Origin of the sequence: Streptomyces sp. 7-21, from assembly GCF_016741785.1 — a bacterium.
Taxonomy (GTDB): Bacteria; Actinomycetota; Actinomycetes; order Streptomycetales; family Streptomycetaceae; genus Streptomyces.
In genome coordinates, this window is record NZ_JAERRL010000001.1 from 185,982 (window position 1) to 210,498 (window position 24,517).

The 24,517-nt window shown below is 72.4% G+C and carries 24 protein-coding genes and 1 pseudogene; 15 read left to right on the plus strand and 10 right to left on the minus strand.

The window, feature by feature from the left end:
- The first annotated feature begins 314 nt into the window (after window positions 1–314).
- The 4 genes from JK356_RS00855 (at window position 315) to JK356_RS00870 (ending at window position 2,945) form a co-directional block, all read left to right on the plus strand.
- Complete coding sequence (locus JK356_RS00855) at window positions 315–1,193, plus strand: aminoglycoside phosphotransferase family protein (RefSeq protein ID WP_236670579.1); 879 nt, start codon at window positions 315–317, stop codon at window positions 1,191–1,193.
- 194 nt (window positions 1,194–1,387) lie between these two features.
- On the plus strand, window positions 1,388–2,050 hold the full coding sequence (locus JK356_RS00860) for a DedA family protein (protein ID WP_201865492.1): 663 nt from the start codon (window positions 1,388–1,390) through the stop codon (window positions 2,048–2,050).
- A 32-nt stretch (window positions 2,051–2,082) separates the two neighbouring features.
- Window positions 2,083–2,400: an antibiotic biosynthesis monooxygenase gene (locus JK356_RS00865; protein WP_201865493.1), complete on the plus strand. Its 318-nt coding sequence runs from the start codon at window positions 2,083–2,085 to the stop codon at window positions 2,398–2,400.
- A 65-nt stretch (window positions 2,401–2,465) separates the two neighbouring features.
- Window positions 2,466–2,945: a general stress protein gene (locus JK356_RS00870; protein WP_201865494.1), complete on the plus strand. Its 480-nt coding sequence runs from the start codon at window positions 2,466–2,468 to the stop codon at window positions 2,943–2,945.
- Between the two features lie 45 nt (window positions 2,946–2,990).
- On the opposite strand, the gene JK356_RS00875 is transcribed toward JK356_RS00870, so the two are convergent.
- Together JK356_RS00875 and JK356_RS00880 are read right to left on the minus strand one after the other, a co-directional pair.
- Window positions 2,991–3,674, minus strand: a complete 684-nt coding sequence (locus tag JK356_RS00875) for an HNH endonuclease family protein (protein ID WP_201865495.1) — start codon at window positions 3,672–3,674, stop codon at window positions 2,991–2,993.
- 342 nt (window positions 3,675–4,016) lie between these two features.
- A complete protein-coding gene (locus tag JK356_RS00880; protein ID WP_201865496.1) occupies window positions 4,017–4,511 on the minus strand; it encodes a winged helix-turn-helix domain-containing protein in 495 nt (164 codons plus the stop codon).
- A 134-nt stretch (window positions 4,512–4,645) separates the two neighbouring features.
- On the opposite strand from JK356_RS00880, the gene JK356_RS00885 reads away from it, so the two are divergent.
- The 9 genes from JK356_RS00885 to JK356_RS00925 all read left to right on the plus strand — a co-directional run bounded on the left by JK356_RS00885 (window position 4,646) and on the right by JK356_RS00925 (window position 14,331).
- The gene (locus JK356_RS00885; RefSeq protein ID WP_201865497.1) at window positions 4,646–5,851 is read left to right on the plus strand and encodes an acyltransferase; all 1,206 of its coding nucleotides are present in this window, start codon (window positions 4,646–4,648) and stop codon (window positions 5,849–5,851) included.
- A gap of 923 nt (window positions 5,852–6,774) precedes the next feature.
- Window positions 6,775–7,842 (plus strand): ABC transporter substrate-binding protein, encoded by a 1,068-nt coding sequence (locus JK356_RS00890; RefSeq protein WP_201865498.1) that lies wholly within the window; start codon window positions 6,775–6,777, stop codon window positions 7,840–7,842.
- A complete protein-coding gene (locus JK356_RS00895) occupies window positions 7,839–8,699 on the plus strand; it encodes an ABC transporter permease (protein ID WP_201865499.1) in 861 nt (286 codons plus the stop codon). Before JK356_RS00890 ends, JK356_RS00895 begins: the two co-directional genes overlap by 4 nt.
- Window positions 8,675–9,463, plus strand: coding sequence for an ABC transporter ATP-binding protein (locus tag JK356_RS00900; protein WP_201865500.1), 789 nt, complete (start codon window positions 8,675–8,677; stop codon window positions 9,461–9,463). The genes JK356_RS00895 and JK356_RS00900 overlap by 25 nt, the downstream gene beginning before the upstream one ends.
- Window positions 9,460–10,827: an LLM class flavin-dependent oxidoreductase gene (locus tag JK356_RS00905; RefSeq protein ID WP_201865501.1), complete on the plus strand. Its 1,368-nt coding sequence runs from the start codon at window positions 9,460–9,462 to the stop codon at window positions 10,825–10,827. The genes JK356_RS00900 and JK356_RS00905 overlap by 4 nt, the downstream gene beginning before the upstream one ends.
- The gene (locus tag JK356_RS22115; RefSeq protein WP_201865502.1) at window positions 10,827–12,077 is read left to right on the plus strand and encodes a vanadium-dependent haloperoxidase; all 1,251 of its coding nucleotides are present in this window, start codon (window positions 10,827–10,829) and stop codon (window positions 12,075–12,077) included. The genes JK356_RS00905 and JK356_RS22115 overlap by 1 nt, the downstream gene beginning before the upstream one ends.
- A 44-nt stretch (window positions 12,078–12,121) precedes the next feature.
- The gene (locus JK356_RS00915; protein WP_201865503.1) at window positions 12,122–13,252 is read left to right on the plus strand and encodes an LLM class flavin-dependent oxidoreductase; all 1,131 of its coding nucleotides are present in this window, start codon (window positions 12,122–12,124) and stop codon (window positions 13,250–13,252) included.
- Window positions 13,253–13,324: 72 nt separating this feature from the next.
- Window positions 13,325–13,885: an NADPH-dependent FMN reductase gene (gene ssuE / locus JK356_RS00920; protein ID WP_201865504.1), complete on the plus strand. Its 561-nt coding sequence runs from the start codon at window positions 13,325–13,327 to the stop codon at window positions 13,883–13,885.
- Window positions 13,886–14,004: 119 nt separating this feature from the next.
- The gene (locus JK356_RS00925; protein WP_201865505.1) at window positions 14,005–14,331 is read left to right on the plus strand and encodes a hypothetical protein; all 327 of its coding nucleotides are present in this window, start codon (window positions 14,005–14,007) and stop codon (window positions 14,329–14,331) included.
- A gap of 27 nt (window positions 14,332–14,358) precedes the next feature.
- Here JK356_RS00925 and JK356_RS00930 read toward each other — a convergent pair whose 3' ends face one another.
- The 5 genes from JK356_RS00930 to JK356_RS00950 all read right to left on the minus strand — a co-directional run bounded on the left by JK356_RS00930 (window position 14,359) and on the right by JK356_RS00950 (window position 19,296).
- Complete coding sequence (locus JK356_RS00930) at window positions 14,359–14,706, minus strand: nucleotide pyrophosphohydrolase (protein ID WP_201865506.1); 348 nt, start codon at window positions 14,704–14,706, stop codon at window positions 14,359–14,361.
- Between the two features lie 51 nt (window positions 14,707–14,757).
- A complete protein-coding gene (locus tag JK356_RS00935; protein WP_201865507.1) occupies window positions 14,758–15,777 on the minus strand; it encodes an ABC transporter substrate-binding protein in 1,020 nt (339 codons plus the stop codon).
- A gap of 7 nt (window positions 15,778–15,784) precedes the next feature.
- Window positions 15,785–16,786, minus strand: a complete 1,002-nt coding sequence (locus JK356_RS00940; protein ID WP_201865508.1) for an ABC transporter permease — start codon at window positions 16,784–16,786, stop codon at window positions 15,785–15,787.
- A complete protein-coding gene (locus tag JK356_RS00945) occupies window positions 16,783–18,354 on the minus strand; it encodes a sugar ABC transporter ATP-binding protein (RefSeq protein WP_307815346.1) in 1,572 nt (523 codons plus the stop codon). Before JK356_RS00945 ends, JK356_RS00940 begins: the two co-directional genes overlap by 4 nt.
- A 258-nt stretch (window positions 18,355–18,612) precedes the next feature.
- The gene (locus JK356_RS00950; RefSeq protein ID WP_201865713.1) at window positions 18,613–19,296 is read right to left on the minus strand and encodes a FadR/GntR family transcriptional regulator; all 684 of its coding nucleotides are present in this window, start codon (window positions 19,294–19,296) and stop codon (window positions 18,613–18,615) included.
- A 183-nt stretch (window positions 19,297–19,479) separates the two neighbouring features.
- On the opposite strand from JK356_RS00950, the gene JK356_RS00955 reads away from it, so the two are divergent.
- The gene (locus JK356_RS00955) at window positions 19,480–20,247 is read left to right on the plus strand and encodes an SGNH/GDSL hydrolase family protein (RefSeq protein ID WP_201865509.1); all 768 of its coding nucleotides are present in this window, start codon (window positions 19,480–19,482) and stop codon (window positions 20,245–20,247) included.
- A gap of 230 nt (window positions 20,248–20,477) precedes the next feature.
- Window positions 20,478–20,858: a hypothetical protein gene (locus JK356_RS00960; RefSeq protein ID WP_201865510.1), complete on the plus strand. Its 381-nt coding sequence runs from the start codon at window positions 20,478–20,480 to the stop codon at window positions 20,856–20,858.
- 110 nt (window positions 20,859–20,968) lie between these two features.
- Here JK356_RS00960 and JK356_RS00965 read toward each other — a convergent pair whose 3' ends face one another.
- From JK356_RS00965 to JK356_RS00975, 3 genes and pseudogenes are all read right to left on the minus strand, one after another.
- The gene (locus JK356_RS00965) at window positions 20,969–21,763 is read right to left on the minus strand and encodes a glutaminyl-peptide cyclotransferase (protein WP_307815348.1); all 795 of its coding nucleotides are present in this window, start codon (window positions 21,761–21,763) and stop codon (window positions 20,969–20,971) included.
- Window positions 21,764–21,997: 234 nt separating this feature from the next.
- The gene (locus JK356_RS00970) at window positions 21,998–23,488 is read right to left on the minus strand and encodes a sulfatase-like hydrolase/transferase (protein ID WP_201865511.1); all 1,491 of its coding nucleotides are present in this window, start codon (window positions 23,486–23,488) and stop codon (window positions 21,998–22,000) included.
- Window positions 23,485–24,470: pseudogene (locus tag JK356_RS00975) on the minus strand (aliphatic sulfonate ABC transporter substrate-binding protein). The gene JK356_RS00970 and the pseudogene JK356_RS00975 overlap by 4 nt, the downstream one beginning before the upstream one ends.
- Window positions 24,471–24,517: the final 47 nt, after the last annotated feature.

The window sequence follows — 24,517 nt, forward strand, 5'->3', positions numbered from 1 at the left end:
TCACCGCTGCCCCGCCGGCCCCCGCACCCCCACCGCCGGCGGCGATGTACAGGTTTTCTCAAGGGTTTCGTCCCCCTTGGCGGGCATGCCCCTCGCGGGACGGCTCCCACCTGCCTCCGACCGGGGCCGGCAGCCGTCCGCCCGCAGCGCCCGCCGGTCCCGTGGGCCGCCCTGACGGCGCTGCTGCGCCAGCCCGGCGTCCCCGGGCGGGAGCCCTCCGCCCCCGACCGCGGCGGAGGCGGCGGCCCTGTGGCGGACCGTCCTGAGCCGGTGCCGCCGGGTGAAACGGATGTGCGCCGTACACTCACGCCGTGATGTCGCCACGTATGCCCGCTGCCGAGGTCAGCGTGTCCGCCGGGGTGGTGCGGGAGCTGCTGGCCGCGCAGCACCCCGATCTGGCGTCCGCGCCGGTCGAGGTCATGACCAACGGCTGGGACAACCTGGTGTGCCGGCTCGGCGAGGAGCTGCTGGTCCGGCTGCCCCGGCGGGCCCTGGCCGCCCGGCTGGTGCGGAACGAGCAGCAATGGCTGCCCATCCTCGCGCCGCGCCTGCCGCTGCCGGTGCCGGCGCCGGTGCGGACCGGGAAGCCGGGCAGCGGCTACCCGTGGGCGTGGAGCGTGGTGCCGTACTTCCCGGGCGAGACCGCCGCGCACCGCGCCCCCGGTGACGCGCGGGCGGCGGCCGAGACGCTGGGGGCCTTCCTCGCGGCGCTGCACCGGCCCGCGCCGCCGGACGCCCCGGTCAACGAGTACCGCGGCGTCCCGCTCGCCCGGCGGGCCGACCGGGTCGCCGGGCAACTGGCCCAGCTGGACGGGCGGCCGGAGCGCGAGGCGGCCGCACGGGTGTGGCGGGAGGCCGTCGCGGCGCCCGGGTGGGACGGGCCGCCGCTGTGGCTGCACGGAGACCTGCACCCGGCCAACATCCTGGTCAGCCAGGACCGGATCAGCGCCGTCATCGACTTCGGCGACCTCACCTCCGGCGACCCCGCCTCCGACCTGTGCGTGGCGTGGATGCTGTTCCCGCCCCGGGAGCGCGCCGTCTTCCGCCAGGCGTACGGCGGGGCGGACGACGCCACGTGGGCCCGGGCGCGCGGCTGGGCGCTGGCGCTGGCGCTCGTGCTGATGACGCGCTCGGCCGACAACCCGCTCATGGCCGGCATCGGGGAACGGACCTTCGCCGCGGTGCTGGCGTGACCGGGGCGGCGCCCCCCCGGTTGCCGTCCGGCCTCACACACACGGCGGAAGGCCCCGCGCTCGATTCGCCGCCGGCGAGGTGCGCGGCCCGTCCCCCTAGGGAGAGGCCACGGCTGTCCCGGAACCGTTCCAGGTGTGCTACGTACGCCCACGGGATGACGACTGACCCCCCGGTCATCTCATAGGCTCGGCGTATGGACCACGTGATCATCGAGGCCGTCGAGGAGTTCATTTCGACTCCTTGGGTCTACCTCGCGCTCCTGGCCATCACCAAGCTCGATGGCTTCTTCCCCGTGGTCCCCAGTGAAACCCTCGTGATCACGCTCGGGGTCTTCGCGGCCTCGCACTCCGAGCCCAATCTCTTCCTCATCATCCTCATCGCCGCCATCGGCGCCTTCGCCGGCGACCACATCTCCTATCTGATCGGCTACAAGGCCGGACCCCGGGTGATGTCGAGGTTCAAGGAGGGCAGCCGTGCCCGCAAGGCGTACGACCGGGTCGGCGTCATGCTGAAGAAGCGCGGCGGCCTGGTGCTGATCACCGCCCGGTACATCCCCGGCGGCAGGACGGCGGCCACGCTGACCACCGGCGCCACCCGGTACCCGCTGCGCCGTTTCTCCGCCTACGACGCGGTCGCCGCCCTCAGCTGGGCGACGTACTCGGCGCTGATCGGCTACATCGGCGGCGCCACCTTTGAGGAGAACCCGCTGCTCGGCCTCGCCATGGGCCTGGGCCTGGCGGCGACCATCACGGGCGTGCACGAGGGCGTGCGCGTGGTGTACGAGCGCCGCAAGCGGCGCAGGGAACGCGCCGCGTCCGCCTCCGGAGGGTCACACCGGACCCCGGTAGCCTCGTGACCGGCCCGTTTTCCGGAGCGGAGGAAGACCGTATGGCGAGCGTCGTGAAGATCAATGTGCTGACCGTTCCGCCGGACCGGCGTGAGGATCTGGAGCAGCGCTTCGCGCAGCGTGCCGGGCTGGTGGAGGGCCAGGACGGCTTCGAGTGGTTCGAACTGCTGCGCCCCGTGGAGGGCACGGACCAGTACCTGGTGTACACGCGCTGGCGCAGCGAGGAGGACTACCAGGCGTGGGCGAACGGCGCGATGCGCCAGGCGCACCAGGGCCGCCAGGGCGGCGCGCCGGCCGCCTCGGCCGCCACGCTGTGGTCCTACGAGGTCGTGACGCAGGCGGGGCCCGCGCAGGACTGAGCCCGCGTGCGTTTGCGGGGCGTGCGGTCCGGGGCCAGGCTGGGGGAGAGGGAAGGAGCCCGGCCATGACCCAGGAACCGCCCGGCCCCGGTCCCGACCGGCCGGTCGTCGGGTCGTACCCCACGTACCCGGGAGCGCAGCGCGCGGTCGACTTCCTGTCCGACAGCGACTTCCCGGTTGACCGCACGGCCATCATCGGCTCGGACCTGCGCATGGTCGAGACGGTGCTCGGCCGCATGACGCGCGGGCGGGCCGCTGCCATGGGCGCCGGCACCGGCGCCTGGTTCGGGCTGCTGGTCGGCCTGCTGCTGTCCTTCTTCGCGCGTGAGGGCAACGACGTGCTGCTGCTGATCCTCAGCGGCCTGTTCTACGGCGCCGTCTTCGGTGCGGTCTTCGGCTTCGTCAGCCACGCCATGACCGGCGGGCGCCACGACTTCGCCTCGCGGAGCCAGATCGTGGCCTCGCGGTATGACGTGGTGGCGGATCCGGAGGTGGCGGAGGACGCCAGGAACATGCTGATCAAGCTGGCGTGGCGCGAGGGCTGAGAGGCGGGGCCGCCGCCCCGCCGCGGGGACGGCGGCCGGGCGCGGTCAGCAGCCGCTGAGGATGTCGCGCAGCGCGCTGGCCTCGGCGGAGTCGACGGAGAGGTTGTAGTGGTGCTTCACGTGCACCCAGGCGCGGGCGTAGACGCAGTGGTACGAGGAAAGCGGCGGCAGCCACTCGGCGGGGTCCTGGTCGCCCTTTGACTGGTTGACGTTGTCCGTCACGGCGAGCAGCTGCGGCCGGGTCAGGTCGTTGGCGAACGCCTCACGCTGCGAGGTGGTCCAGGAGCTGGCGCCGGAGTCCCACGCCTCGGCCAGCGGCACGAGGTGGTCGATGTCCACGTCCGAGGCGGAGGTCCAGGTCGCGCCGTCGTACACGGAGTACCAGCTGCCGCTGACCGCGGCGCAGCTGGAGTCGGTCTCCACGTTGCTGCCGTCACGCTGGAGCACGACCTCACGGGTGTTGCAGGAGCCGGACTGGGTGCTCCAGTGGGGGAACAGGTCGCGGTCGTAGCCGGTGCGGTCCTCGGCGCGGACGGGCAGCTCGGCCAGGTAGGCGCGGGCCGTCGAGGCGCTGACCGGGGTGGGGAGCGCCGCCTGCGCAGCGGGCGCGGTCAGCGTGCCGAGGCTGAGCAGAGTAACGAGGGATATGAGGCCGGTGAGGACGGTCACACGCAGGCGTCCACGCGCGTAGAGGCTGGTCCTGGTGCGAGCGCCGCGCTGTCGGTTCACGCGAACTCCCTTGCTGTGGGGGTGGGGTTACGGCTTCCGGTGCGGACCGGGAGCCGTGCGCCGTGCGCGGGTCATACTGTCGTGCAAACGTTTCATCACGGCATGCGTCAGGTAACGAGTCAAGGTCATGTTCACGTCATCCTGGCGCGTGCGCGGTGCCGCCGGCGGGCACGCGGGGAGAAGCGGGAAAGGCAGGGGAGACGGGAAAGGCGGGAAGGCGGGAGAGGCCGCGGCTGCACCGGAAACGAGGGCAGACGTAAGCAGCGCCCTCCGGTCCGGCGTCGTCGCCGGCCGTGGGCGCAGGGCGGTGACGCGGCGCGCGCGGAGCCGCGGGTCAGCTGATCAGCGCGACGGGGTCGTGGGGCAGTACTTGTAGCCCACGCGCCGCACCGTGACGATCGAGTCGCGGTACCGGGGGCCCAGCTTGCGCCGGAGCCGGGCGACGTGGACGTCGACCGTGCGCTGGTCGCCCACGGGGCCGTACCCCCACAGGGCCCGCACCAGCTGTTCCCGGGTGAAAACGCGGTTGGGGTTGCTGACGAAGTAGGCCAGCAGCTCGAACTCCAGGTAGGTCAGGCTCAGCGTCTTGCCGTCGACCATCGCCATCCGGCGGTCGGTGTCCACCGTGACGCCCTCCGGCGCGCGCTCCTGGACCGGCGCGGGCAGCGGAAACAGATCCTCGATCGGCATCCCGGCGGGCGCCAGTACCAGGTATCCGACCATGGGCACCGGGCTGTCAAAGCCGCTGGGGATCAGTTCCTCGGGCGCAAGGGTTACCGTGACCTCGGAGGCGTTGACCGCATGGCCGCCATTGCCCGAGGGCGTGTCGCGTGTCATGGACGTCAGCGCACCGCCTCACAGATCGTTCCCTATCTTTCCTACTGATTTAATAGGGAACACCGGCCACGGGTGTCCGTCAAGGGCGGTCACCGGCCGGAACCGGCCACCTGGCACCGACGAGCGGACGACCCATGACGTACACCGACAACGTCCGGACCGGCGAAGCGCCAGCGTCCCGGCGGACCGAGCCGATCGTGACCCCGCCGGCCGAACGCACGCCCCCCTCGCGGCCCGCCGGGCAGCCGAGACCGCGGCTGCGGGTCCTCGACGGGCTCCGCCTCGTCGCGGCGCTGATGGTGGCCGTCCACCACTATGTCGGCACGTTCCGCGTCAACAAGCCGGACTCGCCCTGGGGCCGCCCCGTCGAGGAGATATTCCCCAACGTCTTCCCCCTCGCGGCCTACGGCTGGATCGGCGTGGAATTCTTCTTCGTCATCAGCGGCTTCGTGATCTGCATGTCCGGCTGGGGAAAACGGCCGCGGGACTTCTTCATCTCCCGCGTCACCCGGCTGTATCCCGCGTACTGGCTGGGCGTCCTGGTCACCACCGCCGTGCTGATGGCGTACCCGGTGGTGCGCGAACCCCCGTCCTACAGCGAGATGCTGCTCAACCTCTCGATGCTCAACGAGGGGTTCGGCGTCCCCGGCGTCGACGGCGTGTACTGGACGCTCTGGTCGGAACTGCGCTTCTACCTGCTCTTCCTGCTGGTGATGGCCACCGGCCTCACCTACCGCAAGGTCGTCGCCTTCGTCTGCGTCTGGGGCACGCTCTCCGCCCTGGCGCCCGCCGCCGACTTCGCAGCGCTCACGCTGATCATCAACCCCGAGGCCTCCTGGTTCTTCATCGCCGGGCTGGTGCTGTACCTCATGCACCGGTTCGGGCCCGACGCGCTGCTGTGGGGCATCCTCGGCATGTCCTGGCTGCTGGGCCAGTACCAGCTCGTCGACCGCGTCGCCTACGAGAGCGTGTCGTCGTGGAAGGGCGCCGTCATCCTCTACACCGTCTTCCTCGCCGTGATGGCCGCGGTCGCCCTGGGCAAGCTCAACCGCCCCCGGGGCCGGTGGCTGACCACCGCCGGCGCCCTGACCTACCCCTACTACCTCATCCACTACGCGATCGGCCTGACCGCCATCTACTACCTGCACGACGACATCAACCCGCGGCTGCTCGTCAGCGGGCTGATCGTGACCGGCCTGCTGGCCGCCTGGCTCATCCACCGCCTGGTGGAGCGCCCGGCCGCCCGCCTGATCAAGCGGGAGCTGAACCGTTCCTTCGAGCGCCTGGACGCCCCGCGCGCAGCGGACGGGAAGCAGAGCAGCGCCAGCCCCGCGCGCTGAGCCGGGGCCCGCGCGCTGAGCCGGCCCCGCGCGGCGGGCCGCCGCCCTCCGCGCGGGGCCGCCGCATGCCAGGAGACGTCCAGCACCAGCCCCCCCTGCACCCCCCGGCCTCCAGCAGGCGGTGGGCCTCGGCCGCCTCCGCCGCGGGCAGCACCCTGGCGACGCGCTGCGTCCGGACGCCCCGCTCGGCCCGGCGGCGCGGCCGGTGCAGCCGCGCGGTGCCGGTCAGGGCGGTCACCACGAGGAGCGGATGCACCCGGATCCGGACGGTGCTCTTGCTCTCCGGGCTTCCGGGCCGGCGGGGCGCGTGCCGCTCTCCGCGTGCCTCACGCCGGCCGGACTGACGGCCGCCGCGGGCACGCGGACCAGGACCTCACCGGCCTCACCGGGGCCCGCCGGCGGTCCGGGGAGACCGAGCACGCGCAGCACGTCCGGCCCGCTGCACTCATACCCACCAAGAGCCTTCATACGGCGTGGTAACCCCACCCGCACCAGCGTCTTCCGCCCTGTTGCCAGAAAAGTTGACGGTAACGTCACGCCGGCTTTCCGGGACGTAATATACGGGCCTGGCCAGGCGGTTACCGCGACACATATGAACAGAAAACTGCCCGCTCGTCACCGGCTGCTTAAGGCCGTTGACCGCCAGCTGACCAGCACCTTGACCCGCGTTCCGGGCCCTCGGTACGTTCCCGGCATGCGGATCTCCCTGCGGTTCACCCGGCGAAGCGGCGCCTGTCGCATGCGCCCCGCCACGGCACTCTGTCGCTGAATTCACCTGCCTTCCCTCAGGTTTTCTCTTCCAGGCCACTCCGCTTTCCTCCCCCCCCCCCCCGGGGCGTTTCAGCCTCCCCGCGCTGGCGCGCGTCTGCGCGCGCTCCGGGGGGACGTCCCCCAGCCCTTACCGAAGTTCCAGGAACACACGCATGCCCCTCACCGGAACGCCGGTGCGTCCAGCGCGCCTGGCGGCCTTGGCCCTGCTCGTCCCGCTGCTGCTCACCGGCTGCGCCAACGAGACCCAGGACCCCCAGGCCGCCGCCGCCGAACTGGCCGACACCGAGATACCCACCACCGTCAACCCCGACGTCACGCTCACCATCGGCGCCCCCGACACCGAGGTGGCGCTCGAACTCTCCGGCCTCATCGACGAGCTCGACTTCAACGTCGAGTGGGCGGAGATGAGCGGCGGCCCGCAGTGCTCCGAGGCGTTCCGCGCCGACGCGCTCGACGTCTGCTCCGCCGCGGAGGTGCCGTCGATCCACGCGCACTGGACCGGGCTGGACACCAAGCTCGTCGCCGCCGAGTTCCGGCGCGACCCGGTCGAGCACCCGATCTACGAGCTGGGCATCGCGCCGGGCGCGGACATCCAGACCCTGGAGGACCTGCGCGGCAAGCGCATCGCGTTCAGCCCCGGGCAGGCGCAGGGCGCGCTGGTGCTGCGGATCCTGGACAAGGCGGGACTGACGACCGACGACGTCGAACTCGTCGAACTCCCCAGCACCGGCGACGTGTACCCCACGGCGCTCGGCAACGGCGAGGTGGACGCCGCGCCCATCGGCTCCGTGAACATCCGCCGCTACCTCGACCAGTACGGCCCCGACGGCGGCACCACCATCCACCACGGCCTGCGCGACGACCCCACCCACCTGTGGGTGCCGACGTCCGTCGTGGCCGACCCGGAAAAGGCCGCCGCCATCCGGCAGTTCGTGCAGGTCTGGGCCCGTGCCCAGGTGTGGATCAACGAGCACCCCGAGGAGTGGATCCAGGGCTACTACATCGAGGACCAGGGCCTGTCCTACGACGACGGCGCCTACCTCGTCGAGCAGGAAGGCGACCCGGACATCCCCGCCGACTGGTCCGACGCCATCGAACGCCACCAGCAGACCATCGACCTGCTCGCCGCCGAACTCGGCAACGAGCCCTTCGACGCCGAACTCCTCTACGACCGGCGGTTCGAGTCCGTCGGCGCCGAGGCCATAGGAGGCACGCCATGAGCACCGACGTCGGCGAGCGGGCCGCCCCCGCCGCCCCTCCCCACGACCAGCCGGAGGCAGCCGTGCCCGCCGTGCCGTCCCGGCGGCGCCTTGGCCCCGGCCGCCCCATCCCGCACGGCTGGGCGCTCGGCCCGGCGCTGCTGCTCGCCCTGTGGGCGGCCGGCTCCGCCGCCGGGCTGATCGACGAGCGCAGCCTGCCCGCTCCCTGGACCATCGCCAGCACCGCGGGCGACCTGATCGCCGAGGGCCGGCTCCAGGAGAACCTGTGGGCCTCCACCGAACGCGCCCTGGCCGGACTCGGGTTCGGGGTCGGCGTCGGGCTCGTCCTGGCCGTGATCGCCGGGCTCAGCCGCCTCGGCGAGGGCATCATCGACGGGCCCGTGCAGATCAAACGGTCCATCCCCTCGCTGGCCCTGATCCCCCTCCTCATCCTGTGGTTCGGCATCGGCGAGTCGATGAAGATCATCACGATCACGCTCGGCGTCCTGGTGCCCGTCTACATCCACACCCACCACGGCCTGCGCACCATCGACAGCCGCTACGTCGAACTCGCCGAGACCCTCGGCCTGAGCCGCCGGCAGTTCCTGCGCCACGTGGTCCTGCCCGGCGCCCTGCCCGGCTTCCTGCTCGGCATGCGTTTCGCCGTGACCACCGCCTGGCTCTCCCTGGTCGTCGTCGAGCAGGTCAACGCCACCAGCGGCATCGGCTACATGATGGAGCTCGCGCGGACCTATGGGCAGACGGACGTGATCATCGTCGGCCTCGTGGTCTACGGGCTGCTCGGCCTCATCTCCGACGGACTCATACGGCTCGCGCAGCGAAAGGCGCTGACATGGCAACGCACACTGGCGGACTGACCCTGACCGGCCTGGTGCGGGCGTTCGGCGACCGCCGCGTCCTCGACGGCCTCGATCTCTCCCTCGCTCCCGGCGAGTTCACCGCCCTCATCGGCCGCAGCGGCTCCGGCAAGTCCACCCTGCTGCGCGTCCTGGCAGGCATCGACCACGACGCCACGGACGTCGGCCAGCTGCACCTCCCCGACAAGGTGTCCGTCGTCTTCCAGGACGCCAGGCTGCTGCCCTGGAAACGGGTCCTGGACAACGTGATCCTCGGCCTGACCGGCCCCGACGCCCGCGAGCGCGGCCTGACGGCCCTGGCCGAGACCGGCCTGCGCGGCCGCGAACACGCCTGGCCCATCGAGCTGTCCGGCGGTGAGCAGCAGCGCGTCGCCCTGGCCCGCTCCCTGGTCCGCGAGCCCGAACTGCTGCTGCTCGACGAGCCGTTCGGCGCCCTCGACGCGCTCACCAGGATCCGGATGCACGCCCTGCTGCGGCGGCTGTGCGAGCGCCACCGGCCGGCCGTGCTGCTCGTGACGCACGACGTGGACGAGGCCATCGCCCTGGCCGACCGGGTCGCCGTGCTGGAGAACGGCCGCATCGGCGCCGACATCCCCGTCGACCTGCCCGCGCCCCGCACGCCAGGCACCCCCGACTACGCCGCCCTGCGCACCCGCCTGCTGGCGCTGCTGGGCGTCACCGGCACCGGAGAGCCGGAGCAGGACCCGAAGCTGAACGCCGCCACGGCGGAGAAGACACAGGAGAACGGACACCACCGCTCATGAGCCCACGCCAGCTGCACCTCAATCTGTTCATCTACCCCGGCGGCCACCACGAGGCCGCGTGGCGCTACCACGGCTCCGACCCGGACCGGCTGCTCGACATCCGCTACTACCAGGACCTGGCCCGCCGCGCCGAGGCCGCCGCGTTCGACGCGGTGTTCTTCGCTGACGGCCCCTCGCTCGCCGACAACGTCCGCTACGCCAGCCGGTTCCGGCTCGAACCGCTCACCTGGCTGTCGGCGCTCGCGGCGGCCACCGAGCGGATCGGCCTCATCGGCACCGCCTCCACCACCTACACCGAGCCGTACAACCTCGCCCGGGCCTTCGCCTCGCTGGACCACATCAGCCGGGGCCGCGCCGGCTGGAACATCGTCACCACCGCCGCCCCGCAGGCCGCCGCCAACTTCGGCCTGGACGCCCACCCCGTCCACGCCGAACGCTACGACCGCGCCCACGAGTACCTCGAGGTCATCACCCGGCTGTGGGACAGCTGGGAGGACGAGGCGCTCGTCGCCGACCCGGCCTCCGGGCTGTTCGCGGACACCGACCGCATCCACCCCATCGAGCACCGCGGCCGGCACTTCTCCGTGCGCGGCCCGCTCAACCTGCCGCGCTCGCCGCAGGGCTGGCCGGTGCTGGTGCAGGCCGGGTCCTCCGACGACGGCCGCGCCTTCGCCGGCCGGTACGCCGAGGCGGTCTTCACCGCCCACCAGACCCTCGCCAGCGCGCAGGAGTTCTACGCCGACATCAAGCGGCGGGCCGCCGCCCACGGCCGGAACCCCGACCACGTGCTGATCCTCCCCGGCATCAGCCCGTTCATCGGCTCCACCGAGGCCGAGGCACGCGCCCTGCACGACGAGTTCAACGAGCTGACCCAGCCCGAGTACAGCCTCGATCTGCTGCACCGGCTCCTCGGCGTGCGCCTGACCACCGCCGACCTCGACTCCCCGGTGCCGCGCCACCTCATCGACACCACCGGCGAACGCGCCAACGCCAGCCGCTTCCAGGTCGTGCTCGGCATCATCGAGCGCGAGAAGCCCACCGTGCGGCAGCTGCTGCACCGGCTCGCCGGGGCCCGCGGCCACCGCGTCGTCACCGGCACGCCCGAGAGCATCGCCGACCAGATCCAGCAGTGGTTCGAAGAGGGCGCCGCCGACGGCTTCAACGTCATGCCGCCCTGGCTCACCGGCGGCTTCGATGTCTTCGCCGACGAGGTCGTCCCCATCCTGCGGCGCCGCGGCCTGTTCCGCACCTCCTACACCGGCACCACCCTCCGCGAGCACTACGGACTTCCCCGGCCCACCAGCGTCTTCGCGTCCCGGGACGCCGAGGACGCTCCTGTCCCGACTCTCACAAGGAGCGCTTGATGACGACCCGCACCAGCCTCAGTCCCCGCCGCCTCGGCCTGCTGGCGGCCGCCACCGCGCTCGCCGCCGCGGCCACCGCCCTCGCCCCCGCCGCCGGAGCCGACCGCCCCGGCAGCCGGGAAGGCCGTGACGACGCAGCGCTGGCCTGGTACGACGTCACCGCCGAGACGATCGCCGAGGCCGGCGCTCCCACCCAGATCACCAACAACCGCACCTGGGCCATCGCCTGGACCGCCGCCGCCCGCGCCCTGCGCGACGACGCCGCCGGCGACCCCGCCTACGACGACGCCGCCCTGGCCGGCGCCGTCCACCACACCCTGACCACGCTCGTCCCCGAGCGCGCCGACGTGCTCGACGCCGAACTCGAGGCCGCCCTCGACCGGATACCCGACGGCGAGGCCGAGGACGCCGGGCTCGCCGCCGGCCGCGCCGAGGCCGCCGGACTGCTCGCCGAGCGCGAGGGCGACGGCCTCGACCCCGAGTCGGTCAACGCGCCCTTCCCCGTCCCCGACCCCGCCCCCGGCGTCTGGCAGCCCACGCCGCCCGACTACGGGCCCCCGCAGCAGGCCGGGAACCGCGACGCCCGCCCGTTCCTGCTTGACTCCGCTGACCAGTACCGCCTTGAGCCGCCGCCCGCCGTGGACTCGCCCCAGCACCAGGCCGACCTGGCTGAGGTCCGCGAGGACGGCGCGGCCGACAGCACCACCCGCACCGGGGAACAGACCGAAACCGCCGAGTTCTGGTACGGCTCCTCGCTGACGCTGTACACCGAGCCGCTGCGCGTCGCACTGGCCAGGTCCGACGGTCCCGCCAGCGAACGCGCCGCCCTCGTCGCGCTGTTCCACACAGCGCTGGTCGACACCCAGATCGCCACGTCCGACACCAAGTACGCCTACCTCGCCTGGCGGCCCGTCACCGCGCTGCGCGCCGCCGGTGACACCGACTGGACGCCGCTGCACGTCACCCCCTCCCACCCCGACTACCCCAGCGGCCACGGCACCTACGCCGGCGCCGCCGAGACCGTGCTGACCGAGCTCACCGGCCCCACCACCGAGCCGTTCGAGCTGACCAGCCCCACCGCCCCCGGCGTCACCCGCACCTACGACGCCTGGAGCCAGCTCACCCAGGACAACATCGACGCCCGCGTCTGGTCCGGCATTCACACCAGGACCGCGGATGAGGCGGGCGTCCGCCTCGGCGCCGACGTCGCACGCCACACCCTGCGGCACGCGGACGAACTCCTCGGCTGACCCCGCCGACCGCCCGCGCGTCCGCGAGAACGAAAGGACTGCCCGTGTCCCTCACCTTCCACTGGTTCCTGCCCACCAGCGGCGACAGCCGTCACGTCGTCGGCGGCGGCCACGGCGCCGCCGTCACCGCCGGGGACGCCCGGCCGCCGTCCGTCGCCTACCTGTCCCAGATCGGCTCCGCCGCCGAACGCCTCGGTTTCGAGGCCGTCCTGACGCCCACCGGCACCTGGTGCGAGGACGCGTGGCTGACCACCGCCATGATCAGCCAGCGCACCGAGCGGCTGAAGTTCCTCGTGGCCTTCCGCCCCGGCCTGCTCTCACCCACCCTCGCCGCCCAGATGGCCGCCACCTACCAGTGGCAGACCGGCGGGCGCCTCCTCCTCAACGTGGTCACCGGCGGCGAGAGCGGTGAACAGCGCTCCTTCGGCGACTTCCTCGGCAAGGACGACCGGTACGCCCGCACCGGCGAGTTCCTGCACGTGGTACGCGGCCTGTGGGAGGGCCGCACGGTGGACCTGGCCGGCGAACACCTGCGCGTCGAGGGCGCCCGGCTGGCGCGCGTGCCCGACCCGGTGCCCGACGTCTACTTCGGCGGCTCCTCGCCGGCCGCCCTCGGCGTCGCCGCCCGCTACGCCGACGTCTACCTGACCTGGGGCGAGCCGCCCGCCGCCGTCGCCGACAAGATCGGCCGCGTCCGCGACCTCGCCGCCGCCCAGGGCCGCACCCTCCGGTACGGCGTGCGGCTGCACGTCATCAACCGCGACACCTCCGAGGAGGCGTGGGCCGAGGCCCGGCGGCTCCTGGACGGCTTCAGCGACGAGGCCATCCGCGACGCCCAGGAGCGGCTGCGGCGCAGCGAGTCCGAGGGCCAGCGCCGCATGCTCGACCTCCACGGCGGCAGCCGCGACGGCCTGGAGATCTACCCCGGCCTGTGGGCCGGGATCGGCCTGGTGCGCGGCGGCGCGGGTACCGCGCTCGTCGGCAGCCACGCCGAGGTCGCCGACCTCATCGAGGAGTACCACCGGGTGGGCGTGACGGAGTACATCCTCTCCGGCTACCCGCACCTGGAGGCGGCCTACTGGTTCGGCGAGGGCGTCCTGCCGCTGCTGCGCGAGCGCGGCCTGTGGCAGGGCCAGGGCGCCGCCGCGCCGCCCGTCCCCGCGCTCGCCGGGTAGCGGCCCGCCCGCGTCCCGCCCGTGAGCGCCTCCCAGGCCCCCGCCGCACGATCAACGATCCCGAGGTATCCCATGGCCCGTGTTCTGTCCCTGTCCGGCAGTCCCTCACCCACGTCCCGAACCGCCCGCCTGCTGCGCCACCTTGACGCCAGGCTCGCCCTGCTCGGCCACGACGTCGTCCCGCTCGACGCCCGTGCCCTGCCGGCTGAGGCGCTCACCGGCGCCGACCCGGGCCACCCCGCCATCACCGAGGTGGCCCGCCAGATCGAGGCCAGCGACGGCCTGGTCATCGGCACCCCCGTGTACAAGGCGGCGTACTCCGGGCTGCTGAAGTCGCTGCTCGACCTGCTCCCGCAGTACGCCCTCACCGGCAAGACCGTGCTGCCGCTGGCCACCGGCGGCACCACCGCCCACGTGCTGGCCATCGACTACGCGCTGCGGCCGGTGCTCTCCGCCATGGGCGCGGCGCACGTCACCCGCGGCTGGTTCGTCCTCGACCGCCACCTCACCCCGGCCGGCGACGGCACGCTGGTGGTCGATCCGGTGGCGGCCGAGCCGCTGCACGGCCTGCTGGATGAGTTCTCCGCGGCGCTGGCGCGTGCCGCGGCGCCGCTGACCGCCGTGGAGCCGTAGCCGGCACCGCGGCAGGGGCCCCGGTTCCCCGGCGGCCCGCCCGGTCCGTTGTCAGTGCCGCCTGCCAGACTGCTGGGTGACGGACACGCACGACGGACAGCACGGGGGACGGTGGCGGCATGGTGGCGTACGCACTGGTGGGTTTCGCGGGCACGGCGCTCGGCCTGGTCTGGGGTCTCGCGTCGCTGACGCGCGGCTGGGTGCCGCCCCGCGAGCGGCGGAAGGTGCGCCGCCCGGCCGTCTACGGCCTGAGCGTGCTGGCGGGCGCGGGGACCGTGGGCTGCCTGTCGGTGATGGCCCTGCTGGTGCCCGACGGGCCGTGGCAGACGCCGCTGACCGCGTCGTACGGCTTCCTGCTGGCGGCGGTCGTGCTGCGGCTGATAGCGATGACGGGCCCGCGGCGCCCCGCGCCCGGGCCGGGCGCGGGGCCGGGGGGCCGCCCGTGAGCGGCGGCCGGGCGCCCGTCCCGCCGCCTAGGCGCCGTCCCCGTCCCGCGCGGCCGGAGCCGGGTACTTCAGCGCGTTGAGCTCCATCTTCTCCCGCAGCGCCTGGGCGATGTCCAGGTCCAGAACGTCGGCCAGGCGCAGCAGGTACGCCAGCACGTCCGCCATCTCGTGGCTGACGGCCTCGGCACGCTCCGGGTGGTTCATCACGTCCGCCGACTCCTCGGGCGTGAGCCACTGGAAGACCTCCAGCAGCTCGCCCACTTCCCCGGCCAGGGCCATGGCCAGGTTCTTCGGCGTGTGATACCGCTCCCAGTCCCGTTCGCGGGCGAACGCGTCGAGCCGCTGCTGCAGTTCCCTGATCTCCATGCCCGTCATGCTCCCGTGCCCGCCGCCGCGTCCCCCGGCGGCGGGGACGGGGCCGGGCGGTTACTCGTACAGGGCGTCCTGGATTTCCGGATCGTCGATGTTCGACTGGTCGTACCAGTAGAAGTCGGTGTCGATGCGTTCCGGCAGCTCCTCGCCGTCCAGGGCCCGCAGGGCGGCGTCGACGAGCTGGCGGCCCATGTCCAGGGGGTCCTGGGTGACCGCGCCGAGCATCTCGCCGCTGGTGATGGCGTCGATCTGGGCCTGGCCGGAGTCGAAGCCGACGATGGCGAGGTCGTCCCGGCCGCTTTCGCGGACGCCGTTGATCACGCCGATCGCCGAGCCCTCGTTGGTGGCGTAGATGCCGTCGAGGTCCGGGTTGGCCTGGATGATCGACTTGGTGATGTTGGCGGACTGAAGCTGGTCGCCGCCGCCGTACTGCGGGTCGAGCACGGTGATGCCGGGGGCGTTCTCCGCCATCCAGTCCATGAAGCCGTCGCGGCGGTCGCGCCCGGAGAGGCTGGTCTGGTCGTGCGCCACCAGCGCCACCGTGCCCTCGCCGCCGAGTTCCTCGGCCAGGTGCTCGGCGGCCAGGGCGGCGGCGGCCCGGTTGTCCGTGGCGACCGTCGTCACGGGGACGTCGCTCTCGACGCCGGAGTCGAACGCGATGACCGGGATGCCCTGGGACCCGGCCTGCTGAAGCAGCGGCTCGGCGGCCTGGGAGTCGAGCGCGGCGAAGCCCACGGCGTCGGGGGAGCGAGCCAGTTCGTTGGTGAGCATGTTCATCTGCTCCTCGACGTCGGACTCGGTGGCCGGGCCGACGAACGTCACGTCCGCGCCGCGCTCCCGCGCCTCCTCTTCGGCGCCGCGCTTGACGGACTGCCAGAACTGGTGCTGGAAACCCTTGGAGACGATCGCGATCCGCGGGCCGCCGCCCTGGGCGCCCCCGCCGTTCTCGCCGCAGGCGGTGAGCGTCAGCGCCAGCACGGCGGCGGCCGCGGCGGCGAACGCCCTCGTCACCCGCCCCGTGCGCGGTTTCGGCGTGCCCTTCGCGGTCGTGCCTGGTGTCGTGCCCGTGGTCATCGTGTCCTCACAAGTCCTTCCTGCGGACGCGGTCGGTGTAGACGGCGAGGAGGATCACGCAGCCGAGGACCACCCGCTGCCATTCCTGCGCGATCGACATGATCTGGAGCCCGTTGTCAAGCACGGAGATGGTCAGCGCGCCGATGAGCGTGCCCAGGATGGAGCCCTTGCCGCCGGACAGCGAGGTGCCGCCGATCACCACGGCGGCGATCGCCTGGAGTTCGTAGCCCATGCCGGTGGCGGGCTGCGCCGAGCCGAGCCGGGCCGAGATCAGCACGCCCGCCAGGCCGGTGAACAGGCCCGCGAACGTGTAGATCATGATCTTCCAGCGCCGCACGTCGATGCCGGACAGCGCGGTCGCCTCCTCGTTGCTGCCGATCGCGTACGTGTAGCGGCCGAGGACGCTCTTGGTGAGCAGCAGGCCCGCCACGACGGAGACGGCGACGAGGATGAGCACCGCGTTCGGGATGTCCAGCCCGGGGATCAGGGTGCCGGTCGACAGGGCGGTGTACCCGGCCACGTCGGTGAAGTAGATGGGCGTGCTGTCGGACACCACCAGCGCCAGCCCTTCGGCGGCCATCATCATCGCCAGCGTCGCGATGAACGGCGGGATGCGCAGCAGCGCCACGTTGACGCCGTTGACCAGCCCCATCAGGCCGCCGAACAGGATCGTCAGCGTCAGGCCGACGGTGAGCGGCAGGCCCGCGTTGACGAGGAAGACGCCGGACATGACGGCGCACAGCGCCATGCCGGTGCCGATCGACAGGTCGATGCCCGCGGAGATGATGACGAACGTCGTGCCGACCGCGAGCGTGCCGATGACCACCGTCGAGTAGAGGATGGCCATGAAGTTGTCGTAGGTGAAGAAGTACGGGCTCGCGATGGCGAAGAAGGTGTAGATCACGATCAGGCTGGCGAACGCCAGCAGCTGCTGGAGCCTGCCCCTGAGCGTGTTCACGGCCCCGCTCGCCCACTGCCCCTGGCGCGGCGCCGCCTTGGTGACCGTCATGGCCGTACCGCTTTCTCGCCGGCCCCGGCGCCGGGGCCGCTGTCCGGCGCGCCGGGGCGCACGGTGGCGTAGTGCATGATCGTCTCCTGGGTCGCTTCGGCGGCGTCGAGGACGCGGGTGACCCGGCCCCCGCTCATCACGACGACGCGATGGGACATGCGCAGGACCTCGGGTAGCTCTGATGAGATCATGACAATTGACTTTCCCTGTGCCGCCAGGTCGTTGAGCAGCTCGTAGATCTCCTCCTTGGCCCCCACGTCGATGCCGCGCGTCGGCTCATCGACGATGAGGATGTCGCAGTCCTTCGCCAGCCACTTGGCCAGCACGACCTTCTGCTGGTTGCCGCCGGAGAGGTGCTTGGCCGTCTGCCGCGCGGACGGCGTCTTGATGCGCAGCGCCCTGATGGACCGCTCCGCTTCCGCCCGCACCCGGCGGTCGCGCACGAACCCGGCGCGCGTGAAGCGCTCCCGCAGCGCGCCGAGCACGATGTTGGAGGTCACGTCCTGCTCCAGCAGCAGGCCGTACCGCTTGCGGTCCTCGGACAGGTAGCCGATGCCGAGCCGGGCGGCGTCGGCCGGGCTGGCGATCCGGACCTCCTCGCCGCGCAGCGTGACGCGCCCGGACTCCTTCCGGTCCGCGCCGACGAGGGCGCGGGCCACCTCCGTCCGGCCGGCGCCCATCAGCCCGGCGAAGCCGAGGATCTCGCCCCGCCGCAGGTCGAACGACACGTCCCGCAGCAGCTTCTTGGTGCTCAGCCCGCGCACGCTCAGCACGGTCTCGCGGTCCGGGCGCACGCCCTGCGGCCGCGCGCCGTCACCCAGCGCCCGCCCGACCATCAGGGAGATGACCGTGGCGGTGCCGGCCGAGGCGGCGTCGAGTGTGTCGATGTAGGTGCCGTCGCGGATGACGGTGATGCGGTCGGCGATCTGCTTTATCTCGTCCATCCGGTGCGAGATGTAGATGACGCCGGTGCCGGGGCGCGTGAAGCGGCGGATCAGGCCGTGGAGCGTGGCGACCTCGGCCGCGTTGAGCGCGGCGGTCGGCTCGTCCATGATCAGCACGCGCGGCTCGTACGACAGCGCCTTGGCGATCTCCACCATCTGCTGGTGGGCGACCGTGAGCCTGCCGACGACGGTGCGCGGGTCCAGCGGCATCCGCAGCCGCTCCAGCAGCGCGGTGGCGTCGTCGTTGAGGCGGCGCTCGTCCAGCAGCAGCCCGCCGCGGCGCCGGGGCTCGCGGCCGATGAAGATGTTCTGGGCGACGGTGAGGTCCGGCACCAGGTTGAACTCCTGGTGGATGACGCTGATGCCCAGCGCCAGCGCGTGCCGGGGACTGGTGGGGCGGTAGGGCTTGCCGTCGAGCCGGAAGTGCCCGGCGTCCGCGGGGTAGATGCCGGACAGCAGCTTCATCAGCGTGGACTTGCCCGCGCCGTTCTCGCCGACCACCGCCAGCACTTCGCCGGAGTGGAGCCGCAGGCGCATGCCGTCCAGCGCGCGCACGCCGGGGAAGCTCTTGCTCACGCCCTCGGCCTCCAGTAGCGGCGGCGCCTCGCCGGCGGCGCTAGTCACGGCAGCCCTCCGGTTCCGGGCGAGGGCCGGGGCCGCAGCCGGGGCGGATGAGGTCGCGGTCGACGTGGGCGTGGGTCAGCATGCCGGTGCGACGGGTCACGGCGCACTCCCTTGTGTGAGCGACGTCATCGTGACCATGACATCCGACCTATGGGTCGTCAAGACGGCCGGTTACGTTCGCTGGGTCCGGGTGCCCGTGCGGGAAATCGATTCCATACACCCGACCACTGGCGCCGGTCCGGGCCTCCTCCTCACGGGTCAGGGCCGCTCGACCAGCGTCTGGCGCAGCCACTCCTCGACCCCGGCGATGTGCACGGCCGCGGCGGCACGGGCCACGTCGCTCTGCCGGCGGGCCAGCGCCCGCAGGATGGCGCGGTGCTCGGCCAGCGTCCGCTCCACCGCGCCCTGCTGCGTCAGGCCGCGCCAGGTCCGTGCCCGCTGGGTGCGGCCGGACAGGCCCTCGACGAGCGAGGCCAGCACCGCGTTGCCCGAGCCCGCGGCGATGCGGCGGTGGAACTCCAGGTCGTTCTCGACGAGTTCCTCCACCGTGGGCCGCTCGCCCAGCGAGTCGAGCAGGGCGGCCAGCGCCTCGATGTCCGCCGACGGCATCCGGGTGGCGGCCAGCTCCGTGACGGCGGGCTCCAGCAGGCGCCGGGCCTCCAGGAAGTCCAGCACCGTGCTGTCGCGGTGGAAGTCCACGACGAAGCCGATCGCGTCCATCAGCAGCGACGGCTCCAGGCTCGTCACGTACGTGCCGTCGCCGCGCCGCACGTCCAGCACGTGGATCAGCGACAGGGCGCGCACGGCCTCGCGCAGCGAGTTGCGCGACAGGCCGAGCCGCTCGGCGAGATCGGACTCGCGGGGCAGCCGGTCACCGGGCCGCAGTTCGCCGTCCACGATCATCTGCTTGATCGCCTCTATGGCGTCATCGGTCACCGACATCGCGCAGTCCCCTCTCCCCAGCAGGGCGGCATGGGCAGCGTACATCGGATCTTTCTGCCGCTTCGCGCCGTGATCCGGCCATGGAACCGCCGCGCGGCCGGGGAGCACCCGGCGGTCAGGTCCGACCTCCGCGCGGGCGGGGGAAGCCACGTGCGTTCCGTCCGGGTTTAGCATGTGAACGCCATGAACGACGCGCCACGGTTCCGCAGTTTCGTCGCCCTGGGGGACTCCTTCACCGAGGGCATGTCGGACCTCCTGCCGGACGGGTCGTACCGGGGCTGGGCCGACCGTCTCGCCCAGCGTCTCGCCGCCGAGCAGCGGGACTTCCAGTACGCCAACCTCGCGGTGCGGGGCAAGCTGATCGCGCAGATCGCCCGCGAGCAGGTCGAGGTCGCCGCCGCGATGAACGCCGACCTGGTGACGCTGGTGGGCGGCCTGAACGACGTGCTGCGCCCCCGCTGCGACCTGGACGCCGTCTGCGAACGGCTGGCGTGGTCCGCCGCCACGCTTGCGCCGACCTGCTCCCGCCTGGTGCTCATGCGCTCGCCGGCCCGGCGCGGCCCGGTGCTGGAACGCTACCGGGGCCGCCTGGACCGCCTGTACCGCTTCATCGATGACCTCGCCGCGCGGCACGACGCCCTGGTCGTGGACCTGTACTCCTCGCGCACGCTGGGCGACACCCGGCTGTGGGCGGAGGACCGGCTCCACCTGACGGCCGAGGGCCACCGGCGGGTCGCCGAGGCGGTGTGGCAGGCGCTCGGCTACCCGCCGCGGTTCGACTGGGACGCCCCGCTGCCGGCCCCCGTGCCGCAGCCTCTGACCGCCCGGATCAGCGCCGACGCCCGGTTCACCACCAAGCACCTGCTGCCGTGGATCGGCCGCCGTCTCACCGGCCGTTCCTCCGGCGACGGCCGGCCCCCGAAGCGCCCCGCCCTGGCCCCGCTCGACTGAGCCCTCCCGGCCGGCGCGGGCTGGCCGCGGGCCGCACGGTGGTGCCTGCGCGCGGAAAAGCGGCAGAAGGCCACGGCGGTGGCGCGGGCATGCGTCTGTGTGGCGGCTGAGAATTCCGGGGTGACGCACGGGTTCGCTGCGGCTGCGGTGACGCCAGCGGCTCGGGCCGCGGACAACACCAAAAATCCCGTGCCCTACCGACCTGGCCGTGCGGCTTTACTCTCGTGCGCATGAAGGCTTTGCGCGCCTACTGGGGCTACGTTGCCGCAGCTGCCCTGATCGTTGCCTGGGGAGAGGGGGCGCTGCCCGTGGTGTTCCTGCTGTCGCTCGCGGTCCTGGGGTACGCGTCCTTTTACGTGCCGGTGTGGTGCGGGGCGGTCAACCGCGATGGCGTGACGTACTGCCGCGACAACGCCTATGGAATTCTCATGGGATGCAGAAGGCGCCAGCATCGCTGGCAGAAACTCAAGATGATCGTGCTGCGAAACAAGGCGGGGGATTTCTCACGGGCTGTCTTTCCCACGGCCAAGGAGAAGTTTCATGCCTTTATCGCCGTCGGCGGCCTGGTGTCCGCTGTGGCCTCCGTGGTCGTCGCTGCCGTTACCGCATAAGACCGCCCGCGGCTCCGCGGAGGGCCGCCCGCCCGGTGCGCCGGTCCGTGACACGCGCACGGGAAGCGCACCCGGCGGGGCGCGTGCTTCTTCCGCGGCCTGGGAGGGCGTCAGCCGGCCGGGACGAACCGCACGCGGAACAGGTGCGGCCACAGCTTGCCGGTGATGAGGAACTCGTCCTCCTCCTCGGCCTTGGCTATGCCGTTGAGCACGTCGGCCTGCTGCGCCTCGGACTCAGTCAGCAGCCCCGAGGCGTCGATCTCGTGGGTGACCGCCCCGGTCTCGGGGTCGATGCGCAGGATCGTGTCCGTCAGCCAGACGTTGGCGTAGACCTCGCCGTCGACGCACTCCAGTTCGTTGAGGTTGCGGACGGACTCGCCGCCGGCGGTCACCTCGACGCTGCCGGTCTCCTCGAACGTCTCCGGGTCGCGGAACGTCAGCGTGCCCGAGCCGTTGCTCATCACCAGCCGGTCCTGCTCGGGCTGGTAGCACAGTCCCCAGCCCTCGCCCTCGTAGGTGACCGTCCGCCGCTCCTCGAGCGTCACCGGGTCGCGCTCGAAAGCAACCCCCTCAAGCCACGTCAGCTGCCACAGGGCGTCGTCGGTGAGGGTGATGCCCTCGCCGAAGTACTCGTCGTCCAGCTCCGCCCGCGCCAGCTCCTCGCCGGTGGCGAAGTCGGTGGCCGAGACGGAGGACTCGCCGTTGAGCCCGGTGCCCTCGTAGAGCACGCCGCCGGAGAGCTCCAGACCCTGCGTGAAGGCGTCGGTGTCGTGCGGCAGCGTCTCCAGGACCTCGACGCGCAGCTGCTCCACCTCGTCGCTCGCGGGGACGGCGGGCTCGCTGCCGAATGACGGGCCGCCGACGTTGAGCAGCACCCCGGTGGCACTGATCGCGACGACAGCCACGCCGGCCACCACCGTTCGCGGGTTGAGCCCGCCAGATTCCTTTGCCCGCAGCACGTTTGCCTCCCGGCGACAGACGAGACAGGGATCGGTCAGCGTTCCGCACACGCACGCTACGCGGGCGCGGCCCGCCCGTACAGTCTTTCTCTCGGTCAGCGGGCACGCAGAGGACGTCCCCGCGCGGATGACCGGCCGCCGGCCGGCCCCGCCGCCCGGGGCCGCCAGCGGCGGGCACGGTCAGCTGGGCGCCTTCTGGCGGCCGTCCCACGTGGGGGCGTCCGTCTCGAACGCGCTCAGCGTCGGGTCGTAGTCGGGCGCGCCGATGTCGTACATCGACGTCATCCAGTGGTGGAAGTTGTCGCCCCGCTCCCGCAGTAGGTCGTACAGCCGCCGCAGCAGGCGCCGCCGCACGCCCGCGAACTCCGGGTGCTCGTACCGGTTGGCCAGCTCGTGCGGGTCGGCCGCGAGGTCGTACAGCTCGTTGACCGACTCCGGGTTAACCACCAGCTTGTAGCGGCCGTCGCGGATCATCCGCTGCGGGTACGGGAAGTGGTGCCCGTGGAACTCCGCGACCAGCTCCTCGGGCCACTCGGGACGCTCGCCGCGCACCAGCGGCACCAGGCTGCGGCTGTCCACGGCCGGCGACGGGTCGCACCCCGCCAGCTCAAGCAGGGTCGCCGTGAAGTCCGTGAGCGTGACCAGCTCCTGGCGCACCTGCGGCGGTGCGCCCGGCACCCGCACCAGACCGGGGATGCGGTAGATGTCCTCGTACATCGCCGGGCCCTTGTCGTGCAGCCGGTGCGCCCCGGTGAACTCCCCGTGGTCCGCGGTGAAGAACACGGCGGTGTCCTGGTCCAGCCCCAGCTCCTCCAGCCGGGTGAGGATGCGGCCGATCTGCTCGTCGATCAGCGTGACGTACCCCCAGTAGACGGCGACCAGTTTGCGGGTCACCTCCAGCGGCATCGTGTCGAAGGCCCAGTGCGCGCTGTAGTTGCGCTGCACCGGCGGCTTGCCCGCGAACGTCTCGGCGACCGACGGCGGCAGCTCGACCAGCTCCGGGTCGTAGCGGTCGTAGTAGGCGTCCGGCAGCAGGTACGGCAGGTGCGGGCCGAAGAAGTGCGTGGCCAGGAAGAACGGTTCGCCGGTGGCCGCGTACCGCTCCAGCTGCTCGATGGCCCGGGTCGCCAGGTAGTACTCGAACGTCGCCTCCACCGGCTGGTGCAGCCGCGCAGCCAGCAGGTTGCCCTGCCCGCCGTGGGGGAACGTGCCGCGCACCGGGTCCGAGATCCGGTACGGCGGCAGGCCGTTCTCCTCCAGGTAGGCCAAGTAGTCGGGGTGGCCGACCGGGTTGTGCCAGCCCGGCAGGTCCGGGCCGTCGAAGCCGTAGGAGGCGGCGTTGCGCGTGCCGACGTGCCACTTGCCGATCAGGCCCCGCTGGTAGCCGCGCTCGCCCAGGGCGGCCGGGAAGGTGAACGTGCCGTCCTGGAGGTTCTCCTGGTAGCCCACGTTCCGCTCCTGGTTGGCCAGCAGCCGGTGGCGGAACGGGGCCTGCCCGGTCAGCAGGCTGGCGCGGGCGGGGGTGCAGATGGCGGTCGGGGTGTAGCACCGGTCGAACCGGGTGCCGGTCGCGGCCAGGCGGTCCAGGTGCGGCGTGGACACGTGCGGATTGCCGTAGCAGCCCAGGGTGTCCACCCGGTGCTGGTCGGTCATCAGGAACAGCAGATTCACTGGGCGAACACCTCGGAGTACAGGTCACCGGCGTAGTAGCTCGACACGTCGGGCGACTCCTCCAGGCTGCCCGCCGCGACGAAGAACTCGGCCAGCTGCTCCAGCCAGCCCGCGGCCGTGCCGTCCTCGGTGACGGCCACCAGCTCCTCGGTGGTCATCGTCTCCACGTGGGCGGCGTCCGCGCGGACCTCCTCCTCGCTGCGGTCCAGCATCGCCGCGGAGAGCGCGATGGCCTCGTCCTCGTGGCCGGCCCGGTAGTCGTTGGCGCGCTGCAGGACCCGCACGACCCGCTCGGTCAGCTCCCGGTCGGCGCCGTCCGCCGAGACGAACGCCGTCGGGAAGGCGGCGTCCTCGACGTCCTCGGTGCTCGCCAGCTCGGTGAGGTCGGGGACCTGCGCCTTGATCTGGTCAATGGCCGGGTACCACAGGCCGGCCGCGTCGATCTCGCCGGAGACGAACGCCGACACGATCGTGGCGGCGTCCATCGAGACCGCCTCGATGTCGTCCTTGCTCATCCCGGCCTCCTGGAGCGCCAGGTTGAGCACCATCTCGCCGCGGAGGTGCCGTCCACCACGCCGACCCGCTTGCCGCGCAGCTCCTGTATCGAGCCGATGCCGGGCTGGGCGATCACGCGGTCGGCGTAGGTGAGGGTGTTGAGCGCGACGATGTCGGCGCGCCCGGAGGCGGGCAGCCACATCGCGCCGGGGCCGATGTAGCCGAAATCCAGGTCTCCTGAGCCGAGAGCCTGCACCTGGATCGGGCCGGTGGTGAAGGTCTCGTAGTCGGCCGACAGGCCCTCCTCCTCCCACAGGCCCTGGTCCTCGGCGATGGCCAGCAGGCTGGCGCCGTTGAAGTCGGGGATGTAGCCGAAGCTGACGGAGTCGCCATCGCCTCCGCCTCCGTCGCTGCCGCAGCCGGTGGCCAGCAGCGTGAGGGCGGCGAGGACGGCGGTGACGCCGGTGGCGTGCCGTTGTGTGCGCATGACGGGACTCCCTGGGGGACTGCGGGCAAAGGGCGGAAGAAGCGGGA

What these genes read in the sequence shown, in the direction of transcription:
- JK356_RS00855 (WP_236670579.1), top strand. Translation starts at nt 315, where the DNA reads ATGTCGCCACGTATGCCCGCTGCCGAGGTCAGCGTGTCCGCCGGGGTG.
- JK356_RS00860 (WP_201865492.1), top strand. Translation starts at nt 1,388, where the DNA reads ATGGACCACGTGATCATCGAGGCCGTCGAGGAGTTCATTTCGACTCCT.
- JK356_RS00865 (WP_201865493.1), top strand. Translation starts at nt 2,083, where the DNA reads ATGGCGAGCGTCGTGAAGATCAATGTGCTGACCGTTCCGCCGGACCGG.
- JK356_RS00870 (WP_201865494.1), top strand. Translation starts at nt 2,466, where the DNA reads ATGACCCAGGAACCGCCCGGCCCCGGTCCCGACCGGCCGGTCGTCGGG.
- JK356_RS00880 (WP_201865496.1), bottom strand. Translation starts at nt 4,511, where the DNA reads ATGACACGCGACACGCCCTCGGGCAATGGCGGCCATGCGGTCAACGCC.
- JK356_RS00885 (WP_201865497.1), top strand. Translation starts at nt 4,646, where the DNA reads ATGACGTACACCGACAACGTCCGGACCGGCGAAGCGCCAGCGTCCCGG.
- JK356_RS00890 (WP_201865498.1), top strand. Translation starts at nt 6,775, where the DNA reads ATGCCCCTCACCGGAACGCCGGTGCGTCCAGCGCGCCTGGCGGCCTTG.
- JK356_RS00895 (WP_201865499.1), top strand. Translation starts at nt 7,839, where the DNA reads ATGAGCACCGACGTCGGCGAGCGGGCCGCCCCCGCCGCCCCTCCCCAC.
- JK356_RS00900 (WP_201865500.1), top strand. Translation starts at nt 8,675, where the DNA reads ATGGCAACGCACACTGGCGGACTGACCCTGACCGGCCTGGTGCGGGCG.
- JK356_RS00905 (WP_201865501.1), top strand. Translation starts at nt 9,460, where the DNA reads ATGAGCCCACGCCAGCTGCACCTCAATCTGTTCATCTACCCCGGCGGC.
- JK356_RS22115 (WP_201865502.1), top strand. Translation starts at nt 10,827, where the DNA reads ATGACGACCCGCACCAGCCTCAGTCCCCGCCGCCTCGGCCTGCTGGCG.
- ssuE (WP_201865504.1), top strand. Translation starts at nt 13,325, where the DNA reads ATGGCCCGTGTTCTGTCCCTGTCCGGCAGTCCCTCACCCACGTCCCGA.
- JK356_RS00925 (WP_201865505.1), top strand. Translation starts at nt 14,005, where the DNA reads ATGGTGGCGTACGCACTGGTGGGTTTCGCGGGCACGGCGCTCGGCCTG.
- JK356_RS00930 (WP_201865506.1), bottom strand. Translation starts at nt 14,706, where the DNA reads ATGACGGGCATGGAGATCAGGGAACTGCAGCAGCGGCTCGACGCGTTC.
- JK356_RS00935 (WP_201865507.1), bottom strand. Translation starts at nt 15,777, where the DNA reads ATGACCACGGGCACGACACCAGGCACGACCGCGAAGGGCACGCCGAAA.
- JK356_RS00940 (WP_201865508.1), bottom strand. Translation starts at nt 16,786, where the DNA reads ATGACGGTCACCAAGGCGGCGCCGCGCCAGGGGCAGTGGGCGAGCGGG.
- JK356_RS00950 (WP_201865713.1), bottom strand. Translation starts at nt 19,296, where the DNA reads ATGTCGGTGACCGATGACGCCATAGAGGCGATCAAGCAGATGATCGTG.
- JK356_RS00955 (WP_201865509.1), top strand. Translation starts at nt 19,480, where the DNA reads ATGAACGACGCGCCACGGTTCCGCAGTTTCGTCGCCCTGGGGGACTCC.
- JK356_RS00960 (WP_201865510.1), top strand. Translation starts at nt 20,478, where the DNA reads ATGAAGGCTTTGCGCGCCTACTGGGGCTACGTTGCCGCAGCTGCCCTG.